This window comes from Streptomyces sp. NPDC102258 (assembly GCF_055584685.1).
In genome coordinates this window covers 1-25,764 of record NZ_JBVJLO010000033.1, presented here as the reverse complement: position 1 = coordinate 25,764, position 25,764 = coordinate 1, and the positions used below count along the sequence as shown (strand labels likewise).

The following is a 25,764-nucleotide window of genomic DNA, read 5'->3' as shown; positions in this document are numbered from 1 at the left end:
CCGCTCAGACGGCCTTGAGGCCGTCCACGAACGCGACGAACGCGGCGGCGGCGAAGCCGAGTTCCGGGCCGGCGGGACGCTTGGAGTCCCGGACCGGGACCACATCGTGCGCGGCGGCGAGGTTGGTGGCGACCTCGACGCAGGCGCCGCCGTTGTCGCTGTAGGAGGAGGTGAACCAGCAGGGGGATTCGGTCGTCACGAGGTGCCCCTTCGCTAGGGTCAGACGGCCTTGAGGCCGTTGACGAACGCGGAGAACGCGGCGGCGGCGAAGTCCACCACCGGACCGTCGGACTGCTTGGAGTCCCGAACGGGGACCACACCACGCGCGGTGACGAGGTTGGTGGCGACCTCGACGCAGGCGCCACCGTTGTTGCTATAGGAGGACGTGAACCAGCGGGGGGATTCGGTCGTCACGAGGTGCCCTTTCGTAGCTGTTCGATCATGGCCACGGATGCAGCCTGCGTGCACGCCTCGGCCTGCAATTGATGGTAGTCCGTCAGCAGGGGCACCACCGTGTTGTTATCCCGCTCCAGATGGCCCCGTTGGGCCGATTCGGCGTAGGACATGATCGAGCGGTCCGGCAGGGTCAGGATGTACAGCGGCAGATCAAAAGGCCTGCGCTCCCCCATGTCGAACGGAGCGACCTGGAGCACCGTGTTCGGCAGCTCCGCGAATTCGAGGAGCCGGGTGAACTGCTCCCGCATGATCTCGGGGCCGCCGAGCGGCCGACGGAGGCAGCTCTCGTCGAGCACCGCGAGGATCACCGGCGCGGGAGTGCGCAGCAGCACCTCCTGTCGGTGCGCGACGATCGAGATGCGCTCGGCCGCCTGGTCGGCGGTGATGGCTCCGCGCTTGACGGCGCTCTGCGCGAGCACCGTCGCGTACTGCGGGGTCTGGAGCAGTCCCGGTATGACACCGACCTCGTACAGCCGGATCTCCGCCGCCCGGCTCTCGTAGCCGAGGAACTCCGGGAAGCCCTCCAGCAGTACGCCGTGCCGGATCTCCTGCCACTGGCGCTCGAACGCGTCCTCGGTTCCGGTGAGACCGAAGACCGCGTCCGCACTGCGCGAAAAAGGCAGAGTCGAAATCTTGCGGGCAGTTTCCACGGCCGAGATGTGCGTACTGGAGTACCCCATCCGGACCCCGAGCTGTTCCTGCGTCCAGCCGCGCTCTTCCCGCGAGCGGCGCAGACGTGCGCCGAAGGCAGCCTCGGGGCTGGCCTCCGGGTTCAACTCCTTGCGGTTCACAGGCTCGTGACCAATCTTCCGTTCGGCTTTGACACGTTGAACCGTTCCCCCGGACGGCCCACTCTGAACGCGAACGGTAGTCGCTTCGCTACGGAGAGGAACACCCATGTGCGGAAATCCCCTTCCCCCTCCCCCCGGAACCCTCGTCGTGGACACCGGTCGTGAGAACGCGGTCGGGGAGTTCCGGGGGCTCGTCGGGCCGTACTGGGTGTTGCGGCCCGTGCGGGGCGGGCCGGAGTGGGAGGCGGAGCCGCGCGCGGTGCGGCTCGCCGACCCCATGGAGCGGCTGCGCGCCGAGACGGCCCGGCGCAACGCGCGGAGTTCGCAGGGGCTCCTGTGAAGGGCGCCTGCCCGGCCCGCGGCACGCTGTCCGCCGCCCACCTCGATGACCTCGCCGATCTGCTGGCCCGGGACGCCCGGACCCTCAGGGCCGTCCTCGCCACGGGCCCCGACCTGCGGTGCGTCCTCGAAGAGCACTCCGGGCCGCACATGGACCTGGTCCACGACTCCGGCGCCGGCCGCGCGATGTGGGCCCAGTGGTCCGAGCCGGGTGCGGGGTGGCTGGAAACCGTCCTCATCCTCCCCGACTGCCCGGCCCGCACCCGGCGCGGTGAGTGCTGCTGGGCGTACCTGTCCCACCCCGGCGCGCACACCTGGGAGCTCACCCCGCCCTGGGCCACCGGGCTCCGCCCCGGGCCCGCGCCTGCGCCCCGTCAGGAGTAGAGCCGCTCCAGGACGACCGCGATGCCGTCCGCCTCGTTCGAGAGGGTCATCTCGTCGGCGACGGCCACCAGTTCCCGGTGGGAATTGGCCATGGCCACCCCGTGCGCCGACCACGCGAACATCGGGATGTCGTTCGGCATGTCGCCGAAGGCGATGGTCGTGGAGGCCCCGAGTCCCAGGAGTTCGGCCGCCCGCGCGAGGCCGCTCGCCTTGTCGATGCCGGGCGGCTGGAGCTCCACCGTGTGCTCCCCGGCCATCGTGACGTTCACCAGGTCCCCGACCACCGTCCGCGCCACCCGGGTCAGCTCGTCGTCGTCCAGCCGCGGGTGCTGGAGCAGCACCTTGTTGATCGGCGCCGACCACAGGTCCTCGCGCCCCGGGACCCGGACGGTCGGCAGGTGGGGGTGCCACATCCGGTAGCCGGGCCCTATCAGCATCTCCGCGTGGAGGCCCTCCTGGTTGACGGCGGCGTAGACCTCGCCGACCTCCGCCTCGATCTTGCCGAGGGCGACCTCCGCCAGCTCCCGGTCCATGGAGACGGAGCGCAGCAGGCGCCCGCGCGCCGCGTCGTACACCTGCGCGCCCTGCGCGCACACCGCGAGCCCCGTGTAGCCGAGGTCGTCCAGGACGTGCCGGACCTGGGGAACGGGGCGGCCGGTGACGACGATGTGCTGGGCGCCGGCCGCGCGCGCCGTCGCGAGCGCCGCGTGCGAGCGGGCGGAGACGGTGTCACCGGCGCAGAGCAGAGTCCCGTCCAGGTCGGTGGCGATCAAGGCGAAGGGGAGGGCGGAAGTCACGGCGCCAAGGATACGGACCCCTTTGGACAAGTCCTACAAATAGCGCCCGAATCCGGCCTCCCACAGACCCCACCTGCCACGTAACGTGTCAACCAGCCCCCGGGACACCCCCGGACCGCGTCGAAAGCGAGGCAGCATCCCATGCCCCAGCAGAGCCCCCTCGATGTCCCCGAGGGCGACCCGTTCGGGCCGCACAACCTCCCGTACGGCGTCTTCTCCACGGCGCAGGAGCCCGAGCGGCGCCGCGTCGGCGTCCGGATCGGCGACCAGGTGCTCGACGCGGGCGCCGTCGCCCTCGCGCTGGGCTCCCCGTACGCCGGGCTGCTCGCCCAGGGCTCGCTGAACCCGCTGCTCGCCGCCGGCCGCACCGCCTGGCGCGACGTGCGCCGCGCGCTGACCGCGTGGGTCACCGACCCCGGTCACCGCGGGACCGTCGAACCGCACCTGCTGCCGCTGGACGCCGTCCAGCTGCACCTGCCGTACGAGGTCGCGGACTACGTCGACTTCTACGCGAGCGAGCACCACGCCACCAACGTCGGGAAGATCTTCCGCCCGGACGGTGACGCGCTGACCCCCAACTGGAAGCACCTGCCCATCGGTTACCACGGCCGCTCCGGCACCGTCGTGGTCTCGGGCACGGACGTCGTACGGCCCAGCGGGCAGCGCAAGGCGCCCACCGACCCGGCGCCCGTCTTCGGGCCGTCCGTGAAGCTCGACATCGAGGCCGAGGTCGGCTTCGTCGTCGGCGCCCCCTCGGAGCTCGGCCGCCCGGTGGCGCTCGGCGACTTCGAGGACCACGTCTTCGGGCTGTTCCTCCTCAACGACTGGTCCGCCCGCGACATCCAGGCCTGGGAGTACGTGCCGCTCGGCCCCTTCCTCGGCAAGTCCTTCGCCACCTCCGTCTCCGCCTGGGTGACCCCCCTGGAGGCCCTGGACGCGGCCCGCGTCGCCCCGCCGGCCCGGGACTTCCCCCTCCTGCCCTACCTGGACGACGCCGACGTGGACCGCCCGGGCGGCTTCGACCTGCGCATCACCGTCTCCATCAACGGGACGGAGGTGGCGCGGCCGCCGTTCGCCTCCATGTACTGGACCGCCGCGCAGCAGCTGGCGCACATGACGGTCAACGGCGCCTCGCTCCGTACCGGTGACGTGTACGGCTCCGGCACCGTCAGCGGCCCGGAGACCGGTCAGCGCGGCTCGCTGCTGGAGCTCACCTGGAACGGCCGTGACGCCATCGAGCTGGCCGACGGCAAGCGCACCTTCCTGGAGGACGGCGACACCGTCACCCTCACCGCCTGGGCGCCGGGCGCCGACGGCACCCGGGTGGGCCTCGGCGAGGTCACCGGCCGGATCGTGGCCGCCGCCGGCTGACCCCTCGGGCCGGGGTGGCGGACCCCGCCGCCGCCCCGCCCGTGTAGGCCGCCCGGGCGGCCCGGCCACCCGTACGCCCCCCAGCCGTGGCGGGGCGGCGCGGGCGCGGTGACGCTGCTCGCATGGTCACTCGCCACACGAAGCTCATCCCGCTCGCCCTCGCGGCGGCCGCGGTGCTGGCCGCCGCGCCCTCCGCCGCCGCCGACCCCGCCCCGGACGCCGGGACGCGGGCCCGGCTCGCCCCCAGCGCGCAGCTGGCGCTGGCCTACCGGGCGACGTCCAGGTACCACCGGCACCAGGCGGGCGTCGCCGACGGCTACGTCCCGGACAAGTACTGCGTCGTGAACCCCTCGGGCGGTGCTGGCGCGCTCGGCTACCCGCACTTCAACCACGCGTACGACGGCTCCGTCGACCCGGCCAAGCCCACCGCGCTGCTCTACGAGGGCGACGGCAAGGGGCGCTGGCGGCTGGCGGGCCTGGAGTGGATGGTCGTGGACCGGGACGGCCGCGAGGACACCGACGACGACCGGCCCTCCCTGTTCGGGGAGCCCTTCCGCGGGCCGCTGCCGCCCCGCTACCCGGGGCAGAAGGTGCACTACTCGCTGCACCTGTGGCTGTGGAAGGACAACCCCGCGGGCCGCTTCGAGCCGTTCAACCCCTCGGTCACCTGCCGCCCCGGCACCACCCGGCCCCGCCCGGCCGCGACCCCCTGAACGGTCCGCCCCCGTTCGGACGCCCGCCGCGTGCACGGCCCCCGGGGCGCCCGGAAGGTGGACGAAACGGCCCCTCCCCCACAGGAGTTCAGAAATGCCCGTACGCAGTCTCAAGCCCCTCCTCGTCTGCGCGGCCGCCGTGTCGCTCGGCCTGGCCGCCGTCGCCCCGGCCCACGGGGTCGACGGGCCGGCGCCCGATCCGCGCGACCGCCGGGCCATGCGGGACATGGCGACGGCGATGCGGGTGACGGCCAAGTACGTGGACGAGCGCGAGGCCCTCAGGGACGGCTACGTCCCGCACGGCCAGGAGTGCATGAGCAACCCGTTCGGGGTGGGCTCCATGGGCTACCACTACGTGAAGGAGGCCAACTGGGGCTCGACGGACCCGGCGAGGCCGACCGCGCTGCTCTACAGCTACGCGAAGGACCACAACGGCCGCCGCAAGCTCCAGACGGTGGAGTGGATGTCCACCGACCGCGACCAGGACCTGAAGACCACCGACGACCGCCCCACCATGTTCGGCCTGCCCTTCGACGGGCCCATGCCGGGCCACTGGACGGGCATGCCCAAGCACTACGACCTGCACATGTGGGCGTACGAGAAGAACCCGGCGGGCCGCTTCCACAACTGGAACCCCGCCCTCCCCTGCCCCAACAAACCCCCCCAGGTCCCAGGCACCACCACCCCGTCCACCCACGCCCACGGCCACTAGTCCCGGCGAACTACGCACGAAGCGGGCCCGGTCCGAGTAGGCGGCCGTACGCGCGCCGGGGCCCGGCTCCCCCGAGAGAGCCGGGCCCCGGGTGTGGGTGGCGGGTCGGTCAGCGGACGAAGGTGCTCGCCTGGCCCGCCAGGTCCAGGAAGTACTGGGGGGCCAGGCCCAGGACCAGGGTGACCGCGACGCCGACCGCGATGGTCGTCATCGTGAGGGGGGAGGGGACGGCCACCGTCGGGCCGTCGGCCTTCGGCTCGCTGAAGAACATCAGCACGATCACCCGGATGTAGAAGAACGCGGCGATCGCCGACGAGAGCACACCGACCACGACCAGCGCCCCCGCGCCGCCCTCCGCCGCCGCCTTGAACACCGCGAACTTGCCCGCGAAGCCCGAGGTCAGCGGGATGCCGGCGAAGGCCAGCAGGAACACCGCGAACACCGCCGCCGTCAGCGGCGAGCGCCGGCCCAGCCCCGCCCACTTCGACAGGTGGGTGGCCTCGCCGCCCGCGTCGCGCACCAGCGTGACCACCGCGAAGGCGCCGATCGTCACGAAGGAGTAGGCCAGCAGGTAGAAGAGGACGGACTGGACGCCCGCCGCCGAGGTGGCGATCACACCGGCCAGGATGAAGCCCGCGTGCGCGATCGAGGAGTACGCCAGGAGCCGCTTCACATCGGTCTGCGTCACCGCGATCACCGCGCCCGCCAGCATCGTGACGATCGCGACCCCCCACATCACCGGCCGCCAGTCCCACCGCAGGCCGGGCAGCACCACGTACAGCAGACGCAGCAGCGCGCCGAACGCGGCCACCTTCGTCGCCGCCGCCATGAACCCGGTCACCGGCGTCGGGGCGCCCTGGTAGACGTCCGGGGTCCACATGTGGAAGGGGACCGCGCCGACCTTGAACAGCAGGCCCATCAGGATCAGCGCGCCGCCGATCAGCAGCAGCACGTCGTTGCCCATGGTGGAGGCGAGCGCCGGGTCGAGCTTGGCGACCGTGCCGTCCACGACGTCGGCGATCACCGCGTACGAGACCGAGCCCGCGTACCCGTACAGCAGCGCGATCCCGAAGAGCAGGAAGGCGGAGGAGAAGGCACCGAGCAGGAAGTACTTGACCGCGGCCTCCTGCGACATCAGCCGCTGGCGGCGGGCGAGGGCGCAGAGCAGGTACAGCGGCAGGGAGAAGACCTCCAGCGCGATGAACAGCGTCAGCAGGTCGTTGGCCGCCGGGAAGATCAGCATGCCCGCGACCGCGAACAGTGCCAGCGGGAACACCTCGGTGGTGGCGAACCCGGCCTTGACGGCCGCCTGCTCGCTCTCGCTGCCCGGTACGGACGCGGCCTGCGCGGCGAAGGAGTCCACCCGGTTGCCGTGCGCCGCCGGGTCCAGGCGGCGCTCGGCGAAGGTGAACACGGCCACGATCGAGGCCAGGATGATGGTGCCCTGGAGGAACAGCGCCGGGCCGTCCACGGCGATGGCGCCCATGGCCGCGATGTGCGCCTTGGTGCTGCCGTAGCCGCCCGCGGCGAGCCCGACGACCGCCGCGAAGGCCGAGGCCAGCGCGAGGACCGACAGGAACACCTGGACGTAGTAACGGGACTTGCGCGGCACGAAGGCCTCGACGAGGACTCCGACGACGGCCGCGCCCACCACGATCAGCGTGGGCGCGAGCTGCGCGTACTCGATGTGCGGGGCCGGGATCCGGTCGGCCGGTCCGTTGGCCGCCAGTGTCAGCAGGCCCTGGGCAGCAGTCGTGGTGCTCACTTGGCCGCCTCCCCTTCCTTGGCGGTGACCGCCTCGACGGCCACCTCGGGCTTCGGGTCGGTCTGCTTCACGTCCGACATGGTGTGCTGCACCGCCGGGTTGACGATGTCGGTGAGCACCTTGGGGTAGACGCCCAGCCCGATCAGCAGCGCGATCAGCGGGGCGACCACCAGGACCTCGCGCACGCGCAGGTCCCGCATCCCGGAGACCTCCGCCTTCACGGGGCCGGTCATGGTGCGCTGGTAGAGCACCAGCGTGTACAGCGCGGCCAGCACGATCCCGACGGTGGCGATGGCGCCGATGACGGGGTAGCGGGCGAAGGTGCCGACCAGGACCAGGAACTCGCTGACGAACGGGGCGAGTCCGGGCAGGGACAGGGTGGCGAGGCCGCCGATCAGGAAGGTCCCGGCGAGGACCGGCGCCACCTTCTGCACGCCGCCGTAGTCGGCGATGAGCCGCGAGCCGCGCCGCGAGATCAGGAACCCGGCGACGAGCATCAGCGCCGCCGTGGAGATCCCGTGGTTGACCATGTACAGCGTCGCGCCGGACTGGCCCTGGGAGGTCATCGCGAAGATGCCCAGGATGATGAAGCCGAAGTGCGAGATCGACGCGTACGCCACCAGCCGCTTGATGTCCCGCTGCCCGACCGCGAGCAGCGCGCCGTAGACGATGCTGATCAGGGCCAGGACGAGGATCACCGGGGTGGCCCACTTGCTGGCTTCGGGGAAGAGCCCGAGGCAGAAGCGGAGCATCGCGAAGGTGCCGACCTTGTCGACGACCGCGGTGATCAGGACGGCGACCGGGGCGGTGGCCTCGCCCATCGCGTTCGGCAGCCAGGTGTGCAGCGGCCACAGCGGGGCCTTCACCGCGAAGGCGAAGAAGAAGCCGAGGAAGAGCAGCCGCTCGGTGTTGGTGGCCATGTCCAGGGTGCCGGCCGCGCGGGCGGTGGCGATCTCCTGGAGGGAGAAGTTCCCGGCGACCACGTACAGGCCGATGACGGCGGCCAGCATGATCAGGCCGCCGACCAGGTTGTAGAGGAGGAACTTGACGGCCGCGTACGAGCGCTGCGCGGCCGCGTTCTCGTCGGTCCCGGAGTGCGCCCGGTCCCCGAAGCCGCCGATGAGGAAGTACATCGGGATCAGCATGGCTTCGAAGAAGATGTAGAAGAGGAAGACGTCGGTGGCCTCGAAGGAGATGATCACCATCGCCTCGACCATGAGGATCAGGGCGAAGAAGCCCTGCGTCGGCCGCCACCGCGAGGAGTGCGTCTCCAGTGGGTCGGCGTCGTTCCAGCCGGCGCCGATCACGAAGGGGATCAGCAGGGCGGTGAGCGCGATCAGCGCCACCGCGATGCCGTCGACGCCCAGTTCGTAGCGGACGCCGAAGTCGGCGATCCAGGCGTGCGACTCGGTGAGCTGGTAGCGGTCGCCACCGGGCTCGAAGCGGACGGCGACCAGCACGGCCAGGGCGAGCGTGGCCAGCGAGAACAGCAGCGCGAGCCACTTGGCGGCGGTCCTGCGGCTGGCCGGGACGGCCGCCGTGAGGACCGCGCCGACCGCGGGCACGGCCGCCGTCACCGTCAGAAGCGGGAAACTCATCTCACACCGCCCTCATCAGCAGGGTCGCGGCGATGAGGATCGCCGTCCCCCCGAACATCGAGACCGCGTAGCTGCGGGCGTAGCCGTTCTGCATTTTGCGCAGGCGGCCCGAGAGCCCGCCGACCGAGGCGGCGGTCCCGTTGACCACTCCGTCGACCAGGCTGTGGTCCACGTACACGAGCGAGCGGGTCAGGTGCTCGCCGCCGCGCACCAGCACGACGTGGTTGAAGTCGTCCTGGTAGAGGTCCTTGCGGGCGGCCCGGGTGAGGAAGGAGCCGCGCGGGGCGAGGACGGGGACGGGCTTCCTGCCGTACATCGCCCAGGCGATGGCGACGCCGATGACGAGGACCACCATCGTGGACAGGGTCACGGTCAGCGCGCCGACCGGCGGGTTGCCGTGCTCGTGCCCGGTGACGGGCTCCAGCCACTTCAGGAAGCGGTCGCCGATGCCGAAGAACCCGCCCGCGAAGACCGACCCGAAGGCGAGCACGATCATCGGGATGGTCATCGACCTCGGGGACTCGTGCGGGTGCGGCATGCGGTCGCCGCCCTCGTGCTGCGCGGCGGGTTCGGCGCCGGGCACCGCGTCGGCGTCCGGGGCGGGCTGCCAGCGCTTCTCGCCGAAGAAGGTGAGGAGCATGACGCGGGTCATGTAGAAGGCGGTGATGGCCGCGCCGAGCAGGGCGACCCCGCCGAGGATCCAGCCCTCGGTGCCGCCCTTCGCGAAGGCCGCTTCGATGATCTTGTCCTTGGAGAAGAAGCCGGACAGACCGGGGAAGCCGATGATGGCGAGGTAGCCGAGGCCGAAGGTCGCGAAGGTGATCGGCATGTAGGTGCGCAGGGCGCCGTACTTGCGCATGTCCACCTCGTCGTTCATCCCGTGCATCACGGAACCGGCGCCGAGGAAGAGGCCCGCCTTGAAGAACCCGTGCGTGACCAGGTGCATGATCGCGAAGACGTAGCCGATGGGGCCGAGGCCCGCGGCGAGCACCATGTAGCCGATCTGCGACATCGTGGACCCGGCGAGGGCCTTCTTGATGTCGTCCTTCGCGCAACCGACGACGGCACCGAAGATCAGGGTGACCGCACCGACGACCGTGACCACCAGCTGGGCGTCCGGCGCCCCGTTGAAGATCGCGCCCGAGCGGACGATGAGGTAGACGCCGGCGGTGACCATGGTCGCCGCGTGGATCAGGGCCGAGACCGGGGTCGGGCCCTCCATCGCGTCACCGAGCCAGGACTGCAGCGGCACCTGCGCCGACTTGCCGCAGGCGGCCAGCAGCAGCATCAGGCCGATCACCGTCAGCCTGCCCTCCGTCGCGTCGCCCACCGCGCCGAAGACCGGCCCGAAGGCGAAGGTCCCGAAGGTGGTGAACATCAGCATGATCGCGATGGACAGGCCGATGTCGCCGACGCGGTTGACGAGGAAGGCCTTCTTCGCGGCGGTGGCCGCGCTGGGCTTGTGCTGCCAGAAGCCGATCAGGAGGTACGAGGCCAGGCCCACGCCCTCCCAGCCGAAGTACAGCAGCAGGTAGTTGTCGGCGAGGACGAGCAGCAGCATCGCCGCGACGAAGAGGTTGAGGTAGCCGAAGAAGCGGCGGCGGCGCTCGTCGTGCTCCATGTAGCCGATGGAGTAGACGTGGATGAGCGTGCCCACGCCCGAGATCAGCAGGACGAAGGTCATCGACAGCTGGTCCAGCTGGAAGGCCATGTCGGCCTGGAAGCCCTCGACGGGGATCCAGCTGAACAGCCGCTGGTGCAGCGTACGGTCCTCGGCGCCGCGGCTCAGCATGTCGGCGAACAGGGCCACGCCGATCCCGAAGGAGACCGCGGCGAACAGGGTGCCGAGCCAGTGCCCCGCCTTGTCGAGGCGGCGGCCGCCGCAGAGCAGCACCACCGCTCCGAGCAGGGGCGCCGCGATCAGCAGCGCAATCAGATTCTCCACGTGAACGCCCCTTACAGCTTCATCAGGCTGGCGTCGTCGACCGAGGCCGAGTGGCGGGTACGGAACAGCGACACGATGATCGCGAGGCCCACCACGACCTCCGCGGCGGCGACGACCATCGTGAAGAACGCGATGATCTGGCCGTCGAGGTTGCCGTGCATCCGGGAGAAGGCCACGAACGCGAGGTTGCAGGCGTTGAGCATCAGCTCGACGCACATGAACAGCACGATCGCGTTCTTCCGGATGAGCACCCCGGCCGCGCCGATGGTGAACAGCAGGGCCGCCAGGTACAGGTAGTTGACCGGGTTCACTTCGAGGCCTCCTCACGGCCGAGACGCTCCGCGGAGCTCTGCTCCAGCGCCTTGAGGTCGTCCAGGGCCTGCGCCGACACGTCGCGGATCTGGCCGCGGGCGCGCAGCGTCTTGTTGACGGTCAGCTCGGACGGGGTGCCGTCCGGGAGCAGGCCGGCCACGTCCACCGCGTTGTGCCGGGCGTAGACGCCGGGGGCGGGCAGCGGCGGGAGCTGGACGCCCTCGCGCACCCGCTTCTCGGCGAGTTCGCGCTGGGTGGCGGCCCGCTCGGTGCGCTCGCGGTGGGTGAGCACCATCGCGCCGACGGCCGCCGTGATCAGCAGGGCGCCGGTGATCTCGAAGGCGAAGATGTACCGGGTGAAGATCAGCTCGGCCAGGCCCTCGACGTGCCCGGCGGAGTTGACCCGGCCGAGCCCGTTGAAGTGGGTCAGCTTCGCGTTGGCGATGCCCGCGATCAGCAGGATCCCGAAGCCCAGCCCGCACAGGGCGGCGAGCCAGCGCTGTCCCTTGAGGGTCTCCTTCAGCGAGTCGGCCGCGGTGACGCCGACGAGCATGACCACGAAGAGGAACAGCATCATGATCGCGCCGGTGTAGACGACGACCTGGACGACGCCCAGGAAGTACGCCCCGTTGGCGAGGTAGAAGACCGCCAGGATGATCATCGTCCCGGCGAGGCACAGCGCGCTGTGGACGGCCTTCTTCATCAGGATCGTGCACAGCGCGCCGATGACGGCGACGCTGCCCAGCACCCAGAACTGCACGGCCTCCCCGGTGGAGGTCACGGTGGCGCCGGCGGCTGCGAGGGCGCTCATGCCTGCACCTCCTCGGCGTGGCCGTCGGCCGCGGCCGTCTCCCCCTTGGAGACCGCCACCTGCCGGACCGTGCCCGGCGCGGCCTCCGTCACCAGCCCGCGGTAGTAGTCCTGCTCGTCGGTGCCCGGGAAGATCGAGTGCGGGGACTCGACCATGCCCTCGGTCAGGCCGGCCAGCAGCTGTTCCTTGGTGTAGATGAGCGACTCGCGGCTGGAGTCGGCCAGTTCGAACTCGTTCGTCATCGTCAGGGCCCGCGTGGGGCAGGCCTCGATGCACAGCCCGCACAGGATGCAGCGGGCGTAGTTGATCTGGTAGACGCGCCCGTACCGCTCGCCCGGGGAGTAGCGCTCCTCCTCGGTGTTGTCCGCGCCCTCCACGTAGATCGCGTCGGCGGGACAGGCCCAGGCGCACAGCTCGCACCCGATGCACTTCTCCAGACCGTCGGGGTGGCGGTTGAGCTGGTGGCGTCCGTGGAAGCGCGGAGCGGTGGTCTTCTCCTGCTCCGGGTACTGCTCGGTGAGGCGCTTCTTGAACATGGCCTTGAAGGTCACGCCGAATCCGGCGACCGGGTTCTGCCACTTTTCCTCAGACACGTCTCAACCCTCCTCTCGGTCACTGTCGGGGTTCGCCCCGCCGCTGACGATCAGCTCCCGCTCCGCGCGGGGCCTGCGGCGCGGTACGGGTGCCAGGTGCTGGCCGGGCTTCGGCGGTACGGGGAAGCCGCCCGCCATCGGGTCGAAGGGCTCCGCGGCCGCGGCGGCCCCGGCCTCCTCGGCGGCGGCCTTGCGGTGCTTGTCGCGGAAGAGGTCCGCGACGAAGGAGAGCAGCAGGACCGCGACGACGGCCCCGCCCACGTAGAGGACGATCTCGCTGAAGTCGTACGCCTCGTTGCGCAGCGCCCGGACGGTGGCGACCAGCATCAGCCAGACCACGGAGACCGGGATCAGCACCTTCCAGCCGAGCTTCATCAGCTGGTCGTAGCGCACGCGGGGCAGCGTGCCGCGCAGCCAGATGAAGAAGAACAGCAGCAGCTGCACCTTGATGACGAACCAGAGCATCGGCCACCAGCCGTGGTTCGCGCCCTCCCAGTACGTCGAGATCGGCGCCGGGGCCCGCCAGCCGCCCAGGAAGAGGGTGACCGAGACCGCCGAGACGGTGACCATGTTGACGTACTCGGCCAGCATGAACAGCGCGAACTTGATGGAGGAGTACTCGGTGTTGAAGCCGCCGACGAGGTCGCCCTCGGACTCCGGCATGTCGAAGGGGGCGCGGTTCGTCTCGCCGACCATCGTGACGATGTAGATGATGAAGGAGACCGGCAGCAGGATGATGTACCAGCGGTCCGCCTGCGCCTCCACGATCTTCGAGGTCGACATCGACCCGGAGTAGAGGAACACCGAGGCGAAGGCCGCGCCCATCGCGATCTCGTACGAGATCATCTGCGCGCAGGAGCGCAGTCCGCCGAGCAGCGGGTACGTCGAGCCGGAGGACCAGCCCGCGAGGACGATGCCGTAGATGCCGACGGAGGCCACCGCGAGGACGTAGAGCATCGCGATGGGCAGGTCGGTCAGCTGCATCGTGGTGCGCTGCCCGAAGATCGACACCTCGTTGCCGGAGGGGCCGAAGGGGATCACCGCGATGGCCATGAACGCCGGGATCGCCGCGATGATCGGGGCCAGGACGTACACCACCTTGTCGGCCCGCTTGACGATGACGTCTTCCTTCAGCATCAGCTTGACGCCGTCGGCGAGCGACTGGAGCATGCCCCACGGTCCGTGCCGGTTGGGGCCGATGCGCAGCTGCATCCAGGCGACGACCTTGCGCTCCCACACGATGGAGAACAGCACGGTCACCATCAGGAAGGCGAAGCAGAACACCGCCTTGACGAGGACGAGCCACCAGACGTCGCGGCCGAAGAGGGAAAGGTCCTCCGCGGCGAGCTGTACCGCGTTCACGCGTCCACCTCCGCAGTGGTGCCGTCGGCGCCGGCCGGGGTCGCCGGGCCGATGCGTACGAGGGCGCCCGGACGGGCGCCGGTGTCGGCGAGGACGCCGGAGCCGGTGGAGTTCAGCGGCAGCCACACGACCCGGTCGGGCATCACGGTGATCCGCAGCGGGAGTTCCACCGAGCCGGCCGGGCCGGTGACGGCGAGGACGTCGCCGTCCTTGACGCCCGTCTCGGCGGCCGTGGCGGCCGAGAGCCGGGCACTGGCCTCGTGCCGGGTGCCGGCCAGGGCGTCGTCGCCGTCCTGGAGGCGGCCCCGGTCCAGCAGCAGCCGGTGGCCCGCGAGGACGGCCTCGCCCGTACCGGGGCGGGGCAGCGGCTCGGTGGCGGTGGACTGCTCCGCCGCGAGCTCTCCCTCCCAGGGCCCGAGCCGCTCCAGCTCGCGCCGTACGGCGTGTACGTCGGGCAGCGCGAGCGGGCGCCCGGCCGCGTCGGCCAGCATGTGCAGCACGCGGGCGTCGGCGGGGGCGAGGCGGCGGGTCATCTGGTCGGGCTTCAGCGCGGCCTCGAACGGCCGGACCCGGCCCTCCCAGTTGATGAAGGTGCCGGACTTCTCGGCGACGGCGGCGACCGGCAGGACCACGTCGGCGTGATCGGTGACCTCGCCGGGCCGCAGTTCGAGGGAGACCACGAAGGCCTCCTCCAGCGCGGTCCGGGCCCGCTGCGGGTCCGGCAGGTCACCGACCTCGACGCCGCCGACCAGCAGGGCGGACAGTTCGCGGGTGGCGGCGGCCTCGACGATCTGCCCGGTGTCCCGGCCGAAGCGGTGCGGGAGTTCGTCCAGCCCCCAGGCCGCGGCGACCTCGCCGCGGGCCCGCGGGTCGGTGGCGGGCCGGCCGCCGGGCAGCAGCGCGGCGAGCGCGCCCGCCTCGATGGCGGCCCGCTCCCCGGCCCGGCGCGGGATCCACACCAGCCGGGCGCCGGTCGCGGTGGCCGCGCGCACGGCGGCGGTCAGCGCGCCGGGCACGCCCGCGAGGCGCTCCCCGACCACGATGACCGCGCCGGGCGCGCGCAGCGCCTCGGCGGCCTCGGCCCCGCCGGCCTCCAGCCCGGTCCGGGTCGCGAGGGCCGCCAGCCACTCGGGCTCGGTGCCGGGCGCGGCGGCCAGCAGGGTGCCGCCCGCCTTGGCGAGGCCGCGGGTGGCGAAGGGGGCCAGGGCGAAGGTCCGCTGCTTGTGCCGGCGGTGGGCCTTGCGCAGCCGCAGGAAGACCCCGGGGGCCTCCTCCTCGGCCTCGATCCCGGCGAGCAGCACCGCGGGCGCCGCTTCCAGGGAGGCGTACGTGACGCCGGTGCCGTCGAGGTCCTTGCCGGTGCCGGCCACGGAGGCGGCCAGGAAGTCGGCCTCCTCCGCGCTGTGCACGCGGGCCCGGAAGTCGATGTCGTTGGTGTCGAGGACGACCCGGGCGAACTTGGCGTACGCGTACGCGTCCTCGACGGTCAGCCGGCCGCCGGTCAGCACCCCGGCCCGGCCGCGCGCGGCGGAGAGCCCGGCGGCGGCGGCCTCCAGCGCCTCAGGCCAGCTCGCCGGGGCGAGGATCCCGTCGGCGCCGCGCACCAGCGGCGTGGTCAGCCGGTCGGGGCGCTGCGCGTAACGGAACGCGAAGCGGCCCTTGTCGCAGATCCACTCCTCGTTGACCTCGGGGTCCTCGGCGGCCAGGCGCCGCAGCACCTTGCCGCGCCGGTGGTCGGTCCGGGTCGCGCAGCCGCCCGCGCAGTGCTCGCACACGCTCGGGGAGGAGACGAGGTCGAAGGGGCGGGAGCGGAAGCGGTAGGCGGCCGAGGTGAGGGCGCCGACGGGGCAGATCTGGATGGTGTTGCCGGAGAAGTACGACTCGAAGGGGTCGCCCTCGCCGGTGCCGACCTGCTGGAGCGCGCCGCGTTCCAGCAGCTCGATCATGGGGTCGCCGGCGATCTCGTTGGAGAAGCGGGTGCAGCGCGCGCAGAGCACGCAGCGCTCGCGGTCCAGGAGCACCTGGCTGGAGATGGCGACCGGCTTCTCGTAGGTGCGCTTGTGCCCCTCGAAGCGGGATTCGGCGTTGCCGTGGGACATCGCCTGGTTCTGCAGCGGGCACTCGCCGCCCTTGTCGCAGACGGGGCAGTCCAGCGGGTGGTTGATGAGCAGCAGCTCCATCACCCCGCGCTGGGCCTTGTCGGCGACCGGGGAGGTGAGCTGGGTCTTGACGACCATGCCGTCGGTGCAGGTGATGGTGCAGGAGGCCATCGGCTTGCGCTGGCCCTCCACCTCGACGATGCACTGGCGGCAGGCCCCGGCCGACGGGAGGAGGGGGTGGTCGCAGAACCGGGGGATCTCGATGCCGAGCTGCTCGGCGGCCCGGATGACGAGGGTGCCCTTGGGCACCGACAGTTCGAGTCCGTCGATGGTCAGCGACACGTGGTCCTCGGGCGGGCGGACCGCCTCTCCGCCACCGGTCGGAGCATTCGTGGTGACGGTCATGCGTTCACCTCCGCGTCAGCCCAGAGGGTCGACTTCTCGGGGTCGAAGGGACAGCCCTTGCCGGTGATGTGCTGCTCGTACTCCGGGCGGAAGTACTTCAGCGAGGAGAAGATGGGGCTGGCGGCGCCGTCGCCGAGCGCGCAGAACGACTTGCCGTTGATGTTGTCGGCGATGTCGTTCAGCTTGTCGAGGTCGCTCATGACGCCCTGGCCGGCCTCGATGTCGCGCAGCAGCTGGACGAGCCAGTAGGTGCCCTCCCGGCAGGGGGTGCACTTGCCGCAGGACTCGTGGGCGTAGAACTCGGTCCAGCGGGTGACGGCGCGGACCACGCAGGTGGTCTCGTCGAAGCACTGCAGGGCCTTGGTGCCGAGCATGGAGCCGGCCGCGCCGACGCCCTCGTAGTCGAGCGGGACGTCGAGGTGCTCGTCGGTGAACATGGGGGTGGAGGAGCCGCCGGGGGTCCAGAACTTCAGCCGGTGTCCGGGGCGGATGCCGCCGCTCATGTCGAGGAGCTGGCGCAGGGTGATGCCGAGGGGGGCCTCGTACTGGCCGGGGCCGACGACGTGCCCGGAGAGCGAGTAGAGGGTGAAGCCGGGGGACTTCTCCGTCCCCATCGACTTGAACCAGTCCTTGCCCCGGTTGAGGATCGCGGGAACCGAGGCGATGGATTCGACGTTGTTGACGACAGTGGGGCACGCGTAGAGCCCCTCGACGGCGGGGAAGGGGGGGCGCAGCCGGGGCTGGCCGCGCCGGCCTTCGAGGGAGTCGAGCAGTGCCGTCTCCTCGCCGCAGATGTACGCGCCCGCGCCCGCGTGCACCGTGATGTCGAGGGTGCGTCCGCTGCCGTCGATGTCCTTGCCGAGGTATCCGGCCGCGTAGGCCTCGCGCACGGCCTCGTGCAGGCGCCGCAGGACGGGGACGGTCTCGCCGCGCAGGTAGATGAAGGCGTGCTCCGACCGGATGGCGTAGCAGGCGATGATCATGCCCTCGATGAGGGAGTGCGGGTTGGCGAAGAGGAGGGGGATGTCCTTGCAGGTCCCCGGTTCCGACTCGTCCGCGTTCACGACGAGGTAGTGCGGCTTGCCGTCGCCCTGCGGGATGAACTGCCACTTCATCCCGGTGGGGAAGCCGGCGCCGCCGCGTCCGCGCAGACCGGAGTCCTTGACGTACGCGATCACCTCGTCCGGGGTCATCGCGAGCGCCTTGCGCAGGCCCTCGTACCCCTCGTGGCGCCGGTAGGTCTCCAGCGTCCACGACTCGGGCTCGTCCCAGAACGCCGACAGGACGGGGGCGAGGAGCTTCTCCGGACTCGTACCTCCGCCGGCCTCAGGCCGGGAGGTACCCCCAAGACTTTCCCTCGGAGTGGACACGGACATCACTCCCCTCCCTCGGTGGCGGCCTCGCCGCGCGGGTGGACGATCGGGGCGTGCGGGGCTTCGCCGCGCGCGATGCGCAGCCCGATCAGCGAGGCGGCCCCGGCGCCGCCGCTGGCCCCGACCGCTCCCGCGCGCTCGTCGGGGAAGCCGGCCAGGATCCGGGCCGTCTCCTTGTACGTGCACAGCGGCGCGCCCCGGGTCGGCTCGACGGTGCGGCCGGCCAGCAGGTCGTCGACGAGGGCCTTGGCGGACTCGGGGGTCTGGTTGTCGAAGAACTCCCAGTTGACCATCACCACGGGGGCGTAGTCGCAGGCCGCGTTGCACTCGATGTGTTCGAGGGTGACCTTGCCGTCGGGGGTGGTCTCGTTGTTCCCGACGCCCAGGTGCCGCTTGAGCTCGTCGAAGATCGCGTCGCCGCCCATGACCGCGCACAGGGTGTTGGTGCAGACGCCGACCTGGTAGTCCCCGGAGGGCTTGCGGCGGTACATCGTGTAGAAGGTCGCGACCGCGGTGACCTCGGCGGTGGTCAGCCCCAGCACCTCGGCGCAGAAGCGGATGCCGGTGCGCGAGACGTGGCCCTCCTCGGACTGCGTCAGGTGCAGCAGCGGCAGCAGCGCGGAGCGGCTGTCGGGGTAACGGGCGACGACCTCGGCGGCGTCGGCCTCCAGCCGGGCCCGGACGTCCGGGGGGAAGTCGGGGGCGGGCAGCTGCGGCATGCCCAGTTGCACGTCTGTCATCGGTCGACGCCTCCCATCACGGGGTCGATCGAGGCGACGGCGACGATGACGTCGGCGACCTGGCCGCCCTCGCACATCGCGGCCATGGCCTGGAGGTTGGTGAAGGACGGGTCGCGGAAGTGGACCCGGTAGGGACGCGTGCCGCCGTCGGAGACGACGTGCACGCCGAGCTCGCCCTTGGGCGACTCGACGGCGGCGTACGCCTGCCCGGCCGGGACCCGGAAGCCCTCGGTCACCAGCTTGAAGTGGTGGATGAGGGCCTCCATGGAGGTGCCCATGATGTTCTTGATGTGGTCGAGGGAGTTGCCGAGCCCGTCGGGCCCCATCGCGAGCTGGGCGGGCCAGGCGATCTTCTTGTCGGCGACCATGACCGGACCGGGCTCCAGCCGGTCCAGGCACTGCTCGACGATCCGCAGGGACTGGCGCATCTCCTCCAGGCGGACCAGGAAGCGTCCGTAGGAGTCGCAGCTCTCGGTGGTGGGGACGTCGAACTCGTACGTCTCGTAGCCGCAGTACGGATCCGCCTTGCGCAGGTCGTGCGGCAGGCCGGCGGAGCGCAGGATCGGGCCGGTGGCGCCCAGCGCCATGCAGCCGGTGAGGTCGAGGTAGCCGACGTCCTGCATGCGCGCCTTGAAGATCGGGTTGCCGGTGGCGAGCTTGTCGTACTCCGGCAGGTTCTTCGTCATGGTCTTCACGAACTCGCGCAGCTGGTCGACCGCGCCGGGGGGCAGGTCCTGGGCGAGGCCGCCGGGGCGGACGAAGGCGTGGTTCATGCGCAGACCGGTGATCAGCTCGAAGAGGTCGAGGATCAGTTCGCGGTCCCGGAACCCGTAGATCATGATCGTGGTGGCGCCGAGCTCCATGCCGCCGGTGGCGATGCACACCAGGTGGGAGCTGAGCCGGTTGAGCTCCATCAGCAGGACGCGGATGACGGTGGCCCGGTCCGGGATCTGGTCGGTGATGCCGAGGAGCTTCTCGACGCCGAGGCAGTACGCCGTCTCGTTGAAGAACGGCGTCAGGTAGTCCATGCGCGTCACGAAGGTGGTGCCCTGCGTCCAGTTCCGGAATTCGAGGTTCTTCTCGATGCCGGTGTGCAGGTAGCCGATGCCGCAGCGGGCCTCGGTGACGGTCTCGCCGTCGATCTCCAGGATCAGGCGGAGCACTCCGTGGGTGGAGGGGTGCTGGGGGCCCATGTTGACGACGATGCGCTCGTCGTCCGCGCGGGCCGCCGACTGGACGACCTCGTCCCAGTCACCGCCGGTGACGGTGTAGACGGTGCCCTCGGTGGTCTCCCTGGAGGAGGCGGGGTGCGATGCGTTCGGGGTGTTCATCAGCTGTACGACCTCCGCTGGTCGGGAGCCGGGATCTGGGCGCCCTTGTACTCGATCGCGATGCCGCCGAGCGGGTAGTCCTTGCGCTGGGGGAAGCCCTGCCAGTCGTCCGGCATCATGATCCGGGTGAGGGCCGGGTGGCCGTCGAAGACGATGCCGAAGAAGTCGTACGCCTCGCGCTCGTGCCAGTCGTTGGTCGGGTAGACCGCGACGAGCGAGGGGACGCGGGGGTCCTCGTCCGGCACCGCGACCTCCAGCCGGATGATCCGGCCGTGGGTGAGGGAGCGCAGGTGGTAGACGGCGTGCAGCTCGCGGCCCTTGTCCCCGGGGAAGTGGACGCCGCTGACGCCGGTGCAGAGCTCGAAGCGCAGGGCCGGGTCGTCGCGCAGGGTGGAGGCCACCCGTACGAGGTGCTCGCGGGCGATGTGGAAGGTGACCTCGCCCCGGTCGACCACCGTCTTCTCGATGGCGTGGGCGGGGAGCAGGTCCTGCTCCTCCAGGGCGCCTTCGAGTTCGTCGGCCACCTCGTCGAAGTAGGAGCCGTAGGGGCGGGCGGTGGCGCCGGGCAGGGCCACGGTGCGGACGAGGCCGCTGTAGCCGCTGGTGTCGCCGCCGTTGTTCGCCCCGAACATGCCCTTGCGCACGCCGATGACCTCGGGCCCGGCCGAGGTGCGGGGTGCGGGGAGGTTGTTGCCGTTCTCCACGGCGGGGTCGTCGCTCACCGAAGGAGCCCCTTCATCTCGATGGTGGGGAGCGCCTTGAGGGCCGCCTCCTCCGCCTCGCGCGCCGCCTCTTCCCGGTTCACGCCGAGCTTCGAGCCCTGGATCTTCTGGTGGAGCTTGAGGATCGCGTCCATCAGCATCTCGGGGCGGGGCGGGCAGCCGGGGAGGTAGATGTCCACCGGGACGATGTGGTCGACGCCCTGGACGATCGCGTAGTTGTTGAACATTCCGCCCGAAGAGGCGCACACACCCATGGAGATGACCCACTTGGGAGCGGGCATCTGGTCGTACACCTGCCGCAGGACCGGCGCCATCTTCTGGCTGACGCGTCCCGCCACGATCATCAGGTCGGCCTGGCGCGGGGAGCCGCGGAAGACCTCCATGCCGAAACGGGCCAGGTCGTAGCGGCCGGCTCCGGTGGTCATCATCTCGATGGCGCAGCACGCCAGGCCGAAGGTCGCCGGGAAGACGGATGACTTGCGCACCCATCCCGCGGCCTGTTCGACGGTGGTCAGCAGGAAGCCGCTCGGCAGCTTCTCTTCCAGTCCCATGGAAAACTCAGCCCCTCAGTCCCATTCCAGGCCGCCGCGGCGCCACACGTAGGCGTAGGCGACGAAGACGGTGAGCACGAAGAGGAGCATCTCGACGAGCCCGAAGATCCCCAGGGAGTCGAAGGTGACGGCCCAGGGGTAGAGGAAGACGATCTCGATGTCGAAGACGATGAAGAGCATCGCCGTCAGGTAGTACTTGATGGGGAAGCGTCCGCCGCCGGCGGGCATCGGGGTGGGCTCGATGCCGCACTCGTAGGCCTCAAGCTTCGCCCGGTTGTACCGTTTTGGGCCGATCAGCGTGGCCATGACCACGGAGAAGATCGCAAACCCTGCGCCGATGGCGCCGAGCACGAGGATGGGTGCGTACGCATTCACGCTCCTCGCTCCTTCCAGTCGTCCTTGACCGTTGGACCGCTGCGCTCCGGCGCCGAGTGCTCCGCCTCGCGAAGATCGCCCGGGGGGCCGGGGGATCGCATGTGAGGCAGTTCACAAGCCGGGCTGGTGCGCATCTTATGCCTGTCGGTCTGTGATCTGCGACACGGGTTGCAACACCGAGTTTGTGATCTCCACCACCTGACGAACGATCATGAAGTCCGATGAGTGGTGATCTTCGTACGCAAGGCGTCCACATGATCACCAAAGGTGACATCCGGGCCCGTCACCGCAGGTGGAAGGCGCGTTGCTCTATCAAATGGTGGTGGGCGCAGGCAAATTGGCGACGGGGCGACGGGGGTGATAAAGGAATCCGCCTCCCTCGGACGGGAGCAGCGGCGTACGGGGGTGGACGGGATGGCCGGGAGTCGACGGCCAGGCGGCGCGGGGGTGGAGGCTGTGCGTCCGTTCACGAATGCGCGCGGACCGAGCGGGCAACCGGACGGGCAGCCGCCCGGCCGGCCACCCGCTCGGCACACGGGAAGTTCACAGCCGGATCACGGACCGGCCACAGCGCCCTCACGACGCCAGGTAACTGTGACCTGCGTCACGCCGCGCGACGGCCGCCGAAAGGGGGCTTGGCCATCTGTGTGGCTGGATGGTAGGCGGTGGATCAATTCGGACTTAATACTGAAACCCCATGATCACAGCCTTGTGAAAGGGTGTCCGTTACGCCCGTTACGGCGTCAATAAGAGGCGACGCGCGCCCGGTTCGCGGGCCTTTTCGGCAACTGTGGCGCAGACCACGTTTCTTGAAGGAAACCCGGCACCCCTGATAGCGGTTGTTCTCATGTCCCACACCGCTCACATACCCAGCCACCGGAAGCCGCGCCGTAGCGCCTCGAAGCTCGCGGTGCGCGCCGGAGTTGCCGGTGGCGTTCTCAGCACGCTGGCCATGGCCGGCACCGCGAGCGCGACCCCGTCGTCCCCCGAGCCCGTCGCCGAGACGACGCTCGAAATGCCCGTGCTCGACCTGAACCTCGGCGCCGAGGTCTCCAACGCCGTCACCACGGCCGCCGAGACCACCCGCATCGCCGCCGTGGAAGCCGCCGTCACCGGCGAGCTGAACGCCCTGGAGGAGAGCGCCCGTACGGGAGCCGCCGCCGAGGCGAAGCAGGCCAAGGAAGACGCCACCAAGGCCGCCGAGCAGAAGGCCAAGCAGGAGGCCGACCGCAAGGCCGAGGCCGAGCGCGCCAACCGCAGCTCCGCCCGCACCTCCCTCGCCAGCGCCTCCGCGTCCGCCTCCGACGACGACAGCGGCTTCTCCCCGTCCACGGGCTCCAGCACCGGCACCACCAAGGCGACCGGCTCCGCCGCCGCCATCGTGAACTTCGCCCGCGCCCAGGTCGGCAAGGCGTACGTCATGGGCGCCACCGGCTCCTCCGCGTACGACTGCTCGGGCCTCGTCCAGGCCGCCTACCGCCAGGCCGGCATCTCCCTGGACCGCACCTCGCAGGACCAGTCCCTGGCCGGCACCTCGGTCTCGCTGAGCAACCTCCAGCCCGGCGACATCCTCTTCTGGGGCTCCAAGGGCAGCGCGTACCACGTCGCCATCTACGTCGGCGGCGGCAAGTTCGTCGGCGCGCAGAACCCCAGCACCGGCATCGTCGAGCGCAACCTCAGCTACGACATGCCGACGGGCGCCGTCCGCGTCCTCTGACAGCCCGCTCGCCACGAGGGCCGGCGCTCCCCCGCTCGGGGGCGGAGCGCCGGCCCTCCGGCATGCCCCGAAGCGGCTACCGGACCCGTACGGGCCCTGCGAAGATGGGCGGGCGCGCCGTACGAAGACCTGGAGGTGGTGACCGGTGAGCACCAGACGCCCCTACGAGCCCGCCGCCACGGCCGACCCCGCGGCCGTCCCGGCCGCCGCCGGACTCGCCCTCCTCGCGGTCGGCGGCTGGCTGTTGACCACCGCCCGCCCCTGGCACAAACCCGGACACGTCATCACCCACGCCCTCGGCTGGACGGTCTCGACCGCCCTCCTCCTGTCCGGCCTGCTCCTCCTGACCCACTGCGTCCGCACCGTCCACGGCACCCCGGCCCCCCCGAAGGACCCCGGAAACGCCTGAACCGCCCCCCGGCGACCGGGGAGCGGTTCCGTGGGGCGCTCAGGCCTTCGGGGCCACCTTCGAGAGGCCGTTGATGATGCGGTCCATCGCGTCGCCGCCCGTGGGGTCGGTGAGGTTGGCCAGCATCTTCAGGGTGAAGCGCATCAGCACCGGGTGCGTCAGGCCGCGCTGGGCCGCGATCTTCATGACCTTCGGATTGCCGATCAGCTTCACGAAGGCGCGGCCGAGCGTGTAGTAGCCGCCGTAGGTCTCCTTCAGCACCTTCGGGTAGCTGTGCAGCGCCAGTTCGCGCTGGGCCGGGGTGGCCCGCGCGTGGGCCTGCACGATGACCTCGGCGGCGATCTGCCCCGACTCCATCGCGTAGGCGATGCCCTCGCCGTTGAACGGGTTGACCAGGCCGCCCGCGTCACCGACCAGCAGCAGGCCCTTGGTGTAGTGCGGCTGGCGGTTGAACGCCATCGGCAGGGCCGCGCCGCGGATCGGCTGCGTCATGTTCTCGGGCGTGTAGCCCCAGTCCTCCGGCATTGACGCGCACCAGGCCTTGAGGACCTCGCGCCAGTCCAGCTCCTTGAACGCGGAGGAGGAGTTGAGGATGCCGAGGCCGACGTTGGACGTACCGTCGCCCATGCCGAAGATCCAGCCGTAGCCGGGCAGCAGCCGGTCCTGGGTGCCGCGCCGGTCCCACAGCTCCAGCCAGGACTCCAGGTAGTCGTCGTCGTGCCGGGGCGAGGTGAAGTACGTCCGCACGGCCACGCCCATCGGGCGGTCCTCGCGCCGGTGCAGGCCCATCGCCAGGGAGATGCGCGAGGAGTTGCCGTCGGCGGCGACCACCAGCGGGGCGTGGAAGGTGACCGGGGTCTTCTCCTCGCCCAGCTTCGCCTGCACGCCGGTGATGTGGCCGGTGCGGGGGTCGCGGACCGGCTCGCCGACGTTGCAGCGCTCGTACAGGCGGGCGCCGGCCTTCTGCGCCTGGCGGGCCAGGGTCTCGTCGAAGTCGTCGCGCTTGCGGACGAGTCCGTAGTCCGGGTACGAGGCCAGTTCCGGCCAGTCCAGCTGGAGGCGCTGGCCGCCGCCGATGATGCGCAGGCCCTTGTTGCGGAGCCAGCCGGCCTCTTCGGAGATGTCGATGCCCATCGACACCAGCTGCTTGGTCGCCCGCGGGGTCAGACCGTCCCCGCAGACCTTCTCGCGCGGGAACGCCGTCTTCTCCAGGAGCAGGACGTCCAGTCCGGCCTTGGCGAGGTAGTAGGCGGTGGTCGAGCCGGCGGGCCCGGCACCGACGACGATCACATCCGCGGAGTGTTCGGAGAGGGGCTCGGTCACTGCGGGGTCTCCCGAAGGCTCGATAAGGGGTGCCCAAGGGCACGGAACATGACGCAGTCTATTCAGCGAGAGAGATCGCGAACCCGAAGGGCTGCCCACGATGACCACCACGCCCATCCGGCCACTCCCCGACGTACGGCTGCGCGTCCCGACCGACGAGGACGCGCACGCCTGGCACGGGGTCTTCGCCGACCCCGCCGTGATGGAGTTCCTCGGCGGGCCGGCCGAGCTGTCCTCGTACGAGGAGATGACCGCGCGGCAGCGCATGCACGACGCGGCGCTCGGCTACTGCCTGTGGACGCTGCTGGACGACCGGGGCGAGGTCATCGGCTTCACCGGGGCGCAGCCGTGGCCGGCGACGAAGGCGTGGGGGCCGGTGGGGGAGATCGAGATCGGGTGGCGGCTGGGGCGCTCCGCGTGGGGGCGGGGCTACGCGTATGCCGCTGCGCTGGCTACGTTGGAGCGGTTGCGGGGGGTGGGGGTGCCGCGGGTGGTGGCGATGGTCGACGATGCGAACCTCCGCTCGGCGGCCGTCGCGGAACGCCTCGGCATGACCCTGGCCGACCGCTTCCCCCTCCCGGGCGGCACCCGCCACGGCCGCCGCTACGAACTCGCCCTCCAGCCGACGTAACCCCCGGGGCTCCGCCCCAGACCCCGCGCCTCAAACGCCGGCGGGGCTGGGAGTGGGGGCTGCGCCGGTCCAGCGGGCCCGTACCCCTGGGGCTCCGCCCCAGACCCCGCGCCTCAAACGCCGGCGGGGCTGGATTTTG

The 25,764-nt window shown here is 71.0% G+C and carries 27 protein-coding genes; 8 read left to right on the top strand and 19 right to left on the bottom strand.

Annotated elements, in window-relative coordinates; translation table 11 throughout:
- Window positions 1-4: 4 nt before the first annotated feature.
- The 3 genes from ACZ6ZT_RS33150 to ACZ6ZT_RS33140 are packed head-to-tail and all read right to left on the bottom strand — an operon-like array spanning window position 5 to window position 1,247.
- The gene (locus ACZ6ZT_RS33150) at window positions 5-199 is read right to left on the bottom strand and encodes a DUF397 domain-containing protein (RefSeq protein ID WP_469724031.1); all 195 of its coding nucleotides are present in this window, start codon (window positions 197-199) and stop codon (window positions 5-7) included.
- A 20-nt stretch (window positions 200-219) separates the two neighbouring features.
- Window positions 220-414 (bottom strand): DUF397 domain-containing protein, encoded by a 195-nt coding sequence (locus ACZ6ZT_RS33145; RefSeq protein WP_469724030.1) that lies wholly within the window; start codon window positions 412-414, stop codon window positions 220-222.
- Window positions 411-1,247: a helix-turn-helix domain-containing protein gene (locus tag ACZ6ZT_RS33140; RefSeq protein WP_469724029.1), complete on the bottom strand. Its 837-nt coding sequence runs from the start codon at window positions 1,245-1,247 to the stop codon at window positions 411-413. Before ACZ6ZT_RS33140 ends, ACZ6ZT_RS33145 begins: the two co-directional genes overlap by 4 nt.
- 148 nt (window positions 1,248-1,395) lie before the next feature.
- Here ACZ6ZT_RS33140 and ACZ6ZT_RS33135 point away from each other — a divergent pair, with 148 nt between their 5' ends.
- Both ACZ6ZT_RS33135 and ACZ6ZT_RS33130 read left to right on the top strand, forming a co-directional pair.
- A complete protein-coding gene (locus ACZ6ZT_RS33135) occupies window positions 1,396-1,587 on the top strand; it encodes a hypothetical protein (protein ID WP_469724028.1) in 192 nt (63 codons plus the stop codon).
- Entirely contained in the window at window positions 1,584-1,970 is a 387-nt protein-coding gene (locus ACZ6ZT_RS33130; RefSeq protein WP_469724026.1) for a hypothetical protein, read from the top strand. The genes ACZ6ZT_RS33135 and ACZ6ZT_RS33130 overlap by 4 nt, the downstream gene beginning before the upstream one ends.
- On the opposite strand, the gene ACZ6ZT_RS33125 is transcribed toward ACZ6ZT_RS33130, so the two are convergent.
- A complete protein-coding gene (locus ACZ6ZT_RS33125) occupies window positions 1,961-2,767 on the bottom strand; it encodes an HAD family hydrolase (RefSeq protein ID WP_469724025.1) in 807 nt (268 codons plus the stop codon). The genes ACZ6ZT_RS33130 and ACZ6ZT_RS33125 overlap by 10 nt on opposite strands.
- Before the next feature lie 141 nt (window positions 2,768-2,908).
- On the opposite strand from ACZ6ZT_RS33125, the gene fahA reads away from it, so the two are divergent.
- The 3 genes from fahA to ACZ6ZT_RS33110 all read left to right on the top strand — a co-directional run bounded on the left by fahA (window position 2,909) and on the right by ACZ6ZT_RS33110 (window position 5,563).
- Window positions 2,909-4,138, top strand: coding sequence for a fumarylacetoacetase (gene fahA / locus ACZ6ZT_RS33120; protein ID WP_469724024.1), 1,230 nt, complete (start codon window positions 2,909-2,911; stop codon window positions 4,136-4,138).
- Between the two features lie 122 nt (window positions 4,139-4,260).
- Window positions 4,261-4,851: a hypothetical protein gene (locus ACZ6ZT_RS33115; protein ID WP_469724022.1), complete on the top strand. Its 591-nt coding sequence runs from the start codon at window positions 4,261-4,263 to the stop codon at window positions 4,849-4,851.
- Window positions 4,852-4,945: 94 nt separating this feature from the next.
- Complete coding sequence (locus ACZ6ZT_RS33110; RefSeq protein WP_469724021.1) at window positions 4,946-5,563, top strand: hypothetical protein; 618 nt, start codon at window positions 4,946-4,948, stop codon at window positions 5,561-5,563.
- Window positions 5,564-5,672: 109 nt separating this feature from the next.
- Here ACZ6ZT_RS33110 and nuoN read toward each other — a convergent pair whose 3' ends face one another.
- From nuoN to ACZ6ZT_RS33040, 14 genes are read right to left on the bottom strand one after another with little or no spacing between them, the layout of a single operon-like run.
- A complete protein-coding gene (gene nuoN, locus ACZ6ZT_RS33105; protein WP_469724049.1) occupies window positions 5,673-7,301 on the bottom strand; it encodes an NADH-quinone oxidoreductase subunit NuoN in 1,629 nt (542 codons plus the stop codon).
- A 23-nt stretch (window positions 7,302-7,324) separates the two neighbouring features.
- Window positions 7,325-8,926 carry an NADH-quinone oxidoreductase subunit M gene (locus ACZ6ZT_RS33100; RefSeq protein ID WP_469724020.1) on the bottom strand — a complete coding sequence of 534 codons (1,602 nt, stop codon included), beginning with the start codon at window positions 8,924-8,926 and terminating at the stop codon, window positions 7,325-7,327.
- 1 nt (window position 8,927) lies between these two features.
- Entirely contained in the window at window positions 8,928-10,871 is a 1,944-nt protein-coding gene (gene nuoL / locus ACZ6ZT_RS33095; RefSeq protein ID WP_469724018.1) for an NADH-quinone oxidoreductase subunit L, read from the bottom strand.
- Between the two features lie 11 nt (window positions 10,872-10,882).
- The gene (nuoK, locus tag ACZ6ZT_RS33090; RefSeq protein WP_030864698.1) at window positions 10,883-11,182 is read right to left on the bottom strand and encodes an NADH-quinone oxidoreductase subunit NuoK; all 300 of its coding nucleotides are present in this window, start codon (window positions 11,180-11,182) and stop codon (window positions 10,883-10,885) included.
- Window positions 11,179-11,994 carry an NADH-quinone oxidoreductase subunit J gene (locus tag ACZ6ZT_RS33085; RefSeq protein ID WP_469724017.1) on the bottom strand — a complete coding sequence of 272 codons (816 nt, stop codon included), beginning with the start codon at window positions 11,992-11,994 and terminating at the stop codon, window positions 11,179-11,181. Before ACZ6ZT_RS33085 ends, nuoK begins: the two co-directional genes overlap by 4 nt.
- Window positions 11,991-12,530, bottom strand: a complete 540-nt coding sequence (gene nuoI / locus ACZ6ZT_RS33080; protein ID WP_469724047.1) for an NADH-quinone oxidoreductase subunit NuoI — start codon at window positions 12,528-12,530, stop codon at window positions 11,991-11,993. Before nuoI ends, ACZ6ZT_RS33085 begins: the two co-directional genes overlap by 4 nt.
- Before the next feature lie 60 nt (window positions 12,531-12,590).
- Window positions 12,591-13,949: an NADH-quinone oxidoreductase subunit NuoH gene (gene nuoH / locus ACZ6ZT_RS33075; protein ID WP_469724016.1), complete on the bottom strand. Its 1,359-nt coding sequence runs from the start codon at window positions 13,947-13,949 to the stop codon at window positions 12,591-12,593.
- A complete protein-coding gene (locus ACZ6ZT_RS33070) occupies window positions 13,946-16,453 on the bottom strand; it encodes an NADH-quinone oxidoreductase subunit G (RefSeq protein WP_469724014.1) in 2,508 nt (835 codons plus the stop codon). The genes nuoH and ACZ6ZT_RS33070 overlap by 4 nt, the downstream gene beginning before the upstream one ends.
- Window positions 16,450-17,829, bottom strand: coding sequence for an NADH-quinone oxidoreductase subunit NuoF (gene nuoF, locus ACZ6ZT_RS33065; protein ID WP_469724013.1), 1,380 nt, complete (start codon window positions 17,827-17,829; stop codon window positions 16,450-16,452). Before nuoF ends, ACZ6ZT_RS33070 begins: the two co-directional genes overlap by 4 nt.
- On the bottom strand, window positions 17,829-18,566 hold the full coding sequence (gene nuoE, locus ACZ6ZT_RS33060; protein ID WP_469724011.1) for an NADH-quinone oxidoreductase subunit NuoE: 738 nt from the start codon (window positions 18,564-18,566) through the stop codon (window positions 17,829-17,831). Before nuoE ends, nuoF begins: the two co-directional genes overlap by 1 nt.
- Window positions 18,563-19,897, bottom strand: a complete 1,335-nt coding sequence (locus ACZ6ZT_RS33055; RefSeq protein WP_469724009.1) for an NADH-quinone oxidoreductase subunit D — start codon at window positions 19,895-19,897, stop codon at window positions 18,563-18,565. Before ACZ6ZT_RS33055 ends, nuoE begins: the two co-directional genes overlap by 4 nt.
- Window positions 19,897-20,619, bottom strand: a complete 723-nt coding sequence (locus ACZ6ZT_RS33050; protein WP_469724008.1) for an NADH-quinone oxidoreductase subunit C — start codon at window positions 20,617-20,619, stop codon at window positions 19,897-19,899. The genes ACZ6ZT_RS33055 and ACZ6ZT_RS33050 overlap by 1 nt, the downstream gene beginning before the upstream one ends.
- Window positions 20,616-21,170 carry a NuoB/complex I 20 kDa subunit family protein gene (locus tag ACZ6ZT_RS33045; protein ID WP_007265818.1) on the bottom strand — a complete coding sequence of 185 codons (555 nt, stop codon included), beginning with the start codon at window positions 21,168-21,170 and terminating at the stop codon, window positions 20,616-20,618. The genes ACZ6ZT_RS33050 and ACZ6ZT_RS33045 overlap by 4 nt, the downstream gene beginning before the upstream one ends.
- A 15-nt stretch (window positions 21,171-21,185) precedes the next feature.
- A complete protein-coding gene (locus tag ACZ6ZT_RS33040) occupies window positions 21,186-21,545 on the bottom strand; it encodes an NADH-quinone oxidoreductase subunit A (protein ID WP_045946775.1) in 360 nt (119 codons plus the stop codon).
- 847 nt (window positions 21,546-22,392) lie between these two features.
- Here ACZ6ZT_RS33040 and ACZ6ZT_RS33035 point away from each other — a divergent pair.
- Together ACZ6ZT_RS33035 and ACZ6ZT_RS33030 are read left to right on the top strand one after the other, a co-directional pair.
- Window positions 22,393-23,262 carry a C40 family peptidase gene (locus ACZ6ZT_RS33035; RefSeq protein WP_469724006.1) on the top strand — a complete coding sequence of 290 codons (870 nt, stop codon included), beginning with the start codon at window positions 22,393-22,395 and terminating at the stop codon, window positions 23,260-23,262.
- Between the two features lie 145 nt (window positions 23,263-23,407).
- A complete protein-coding gene (locus tag ACZ6ZT_RS33030; RefSeq protein ID WP_469724004.1) occupies window positions 23,408-23,671 on the top strand; it encodes a hypothetical protein in 264 nt (87 codons plus the stop codon).
- A gap of 39 nt (window positions 23,672-23,710) precedes the next feature.
- Here the strand turns inward: ACZ6ZT_RS33030 and ACZ6ZT_RS33025 are convergent, their stop codons facing one another.
- On the bottom strand, window positions 23,711-24,994 hold the full coding sequence (locus ACZ6ZT_RS33025; protein WP_469724003.1) for a geranylgeranyl reductase family protein: 1,284 nt from the start codon (window positions 24,992-24,994) through the stop codon (window positions 23,711-23,713).
- Window positions 24,995-25,094: 100 nt separating this feature from the next.
- Here ACZ6ZT_RS33025 and ACZ6ZT_RS33020 point away from each other — a divergent pair, with 100 nt between their 5' ends.
- Window positions 25,095-25,625, top strand: a complete 531-nt coding sequence (locus ACZ6ZT_RS33020) for a GNAT family N-acetyltransferase (RefSeq protein ID WP_469724002.1) — start codon at window positions 25,095-25,097, stop codon at window positions 25,623-25,625.
- The last annotated feature ends 139 nt before the right edge of the window (window positions 25,626-25,764 follow it).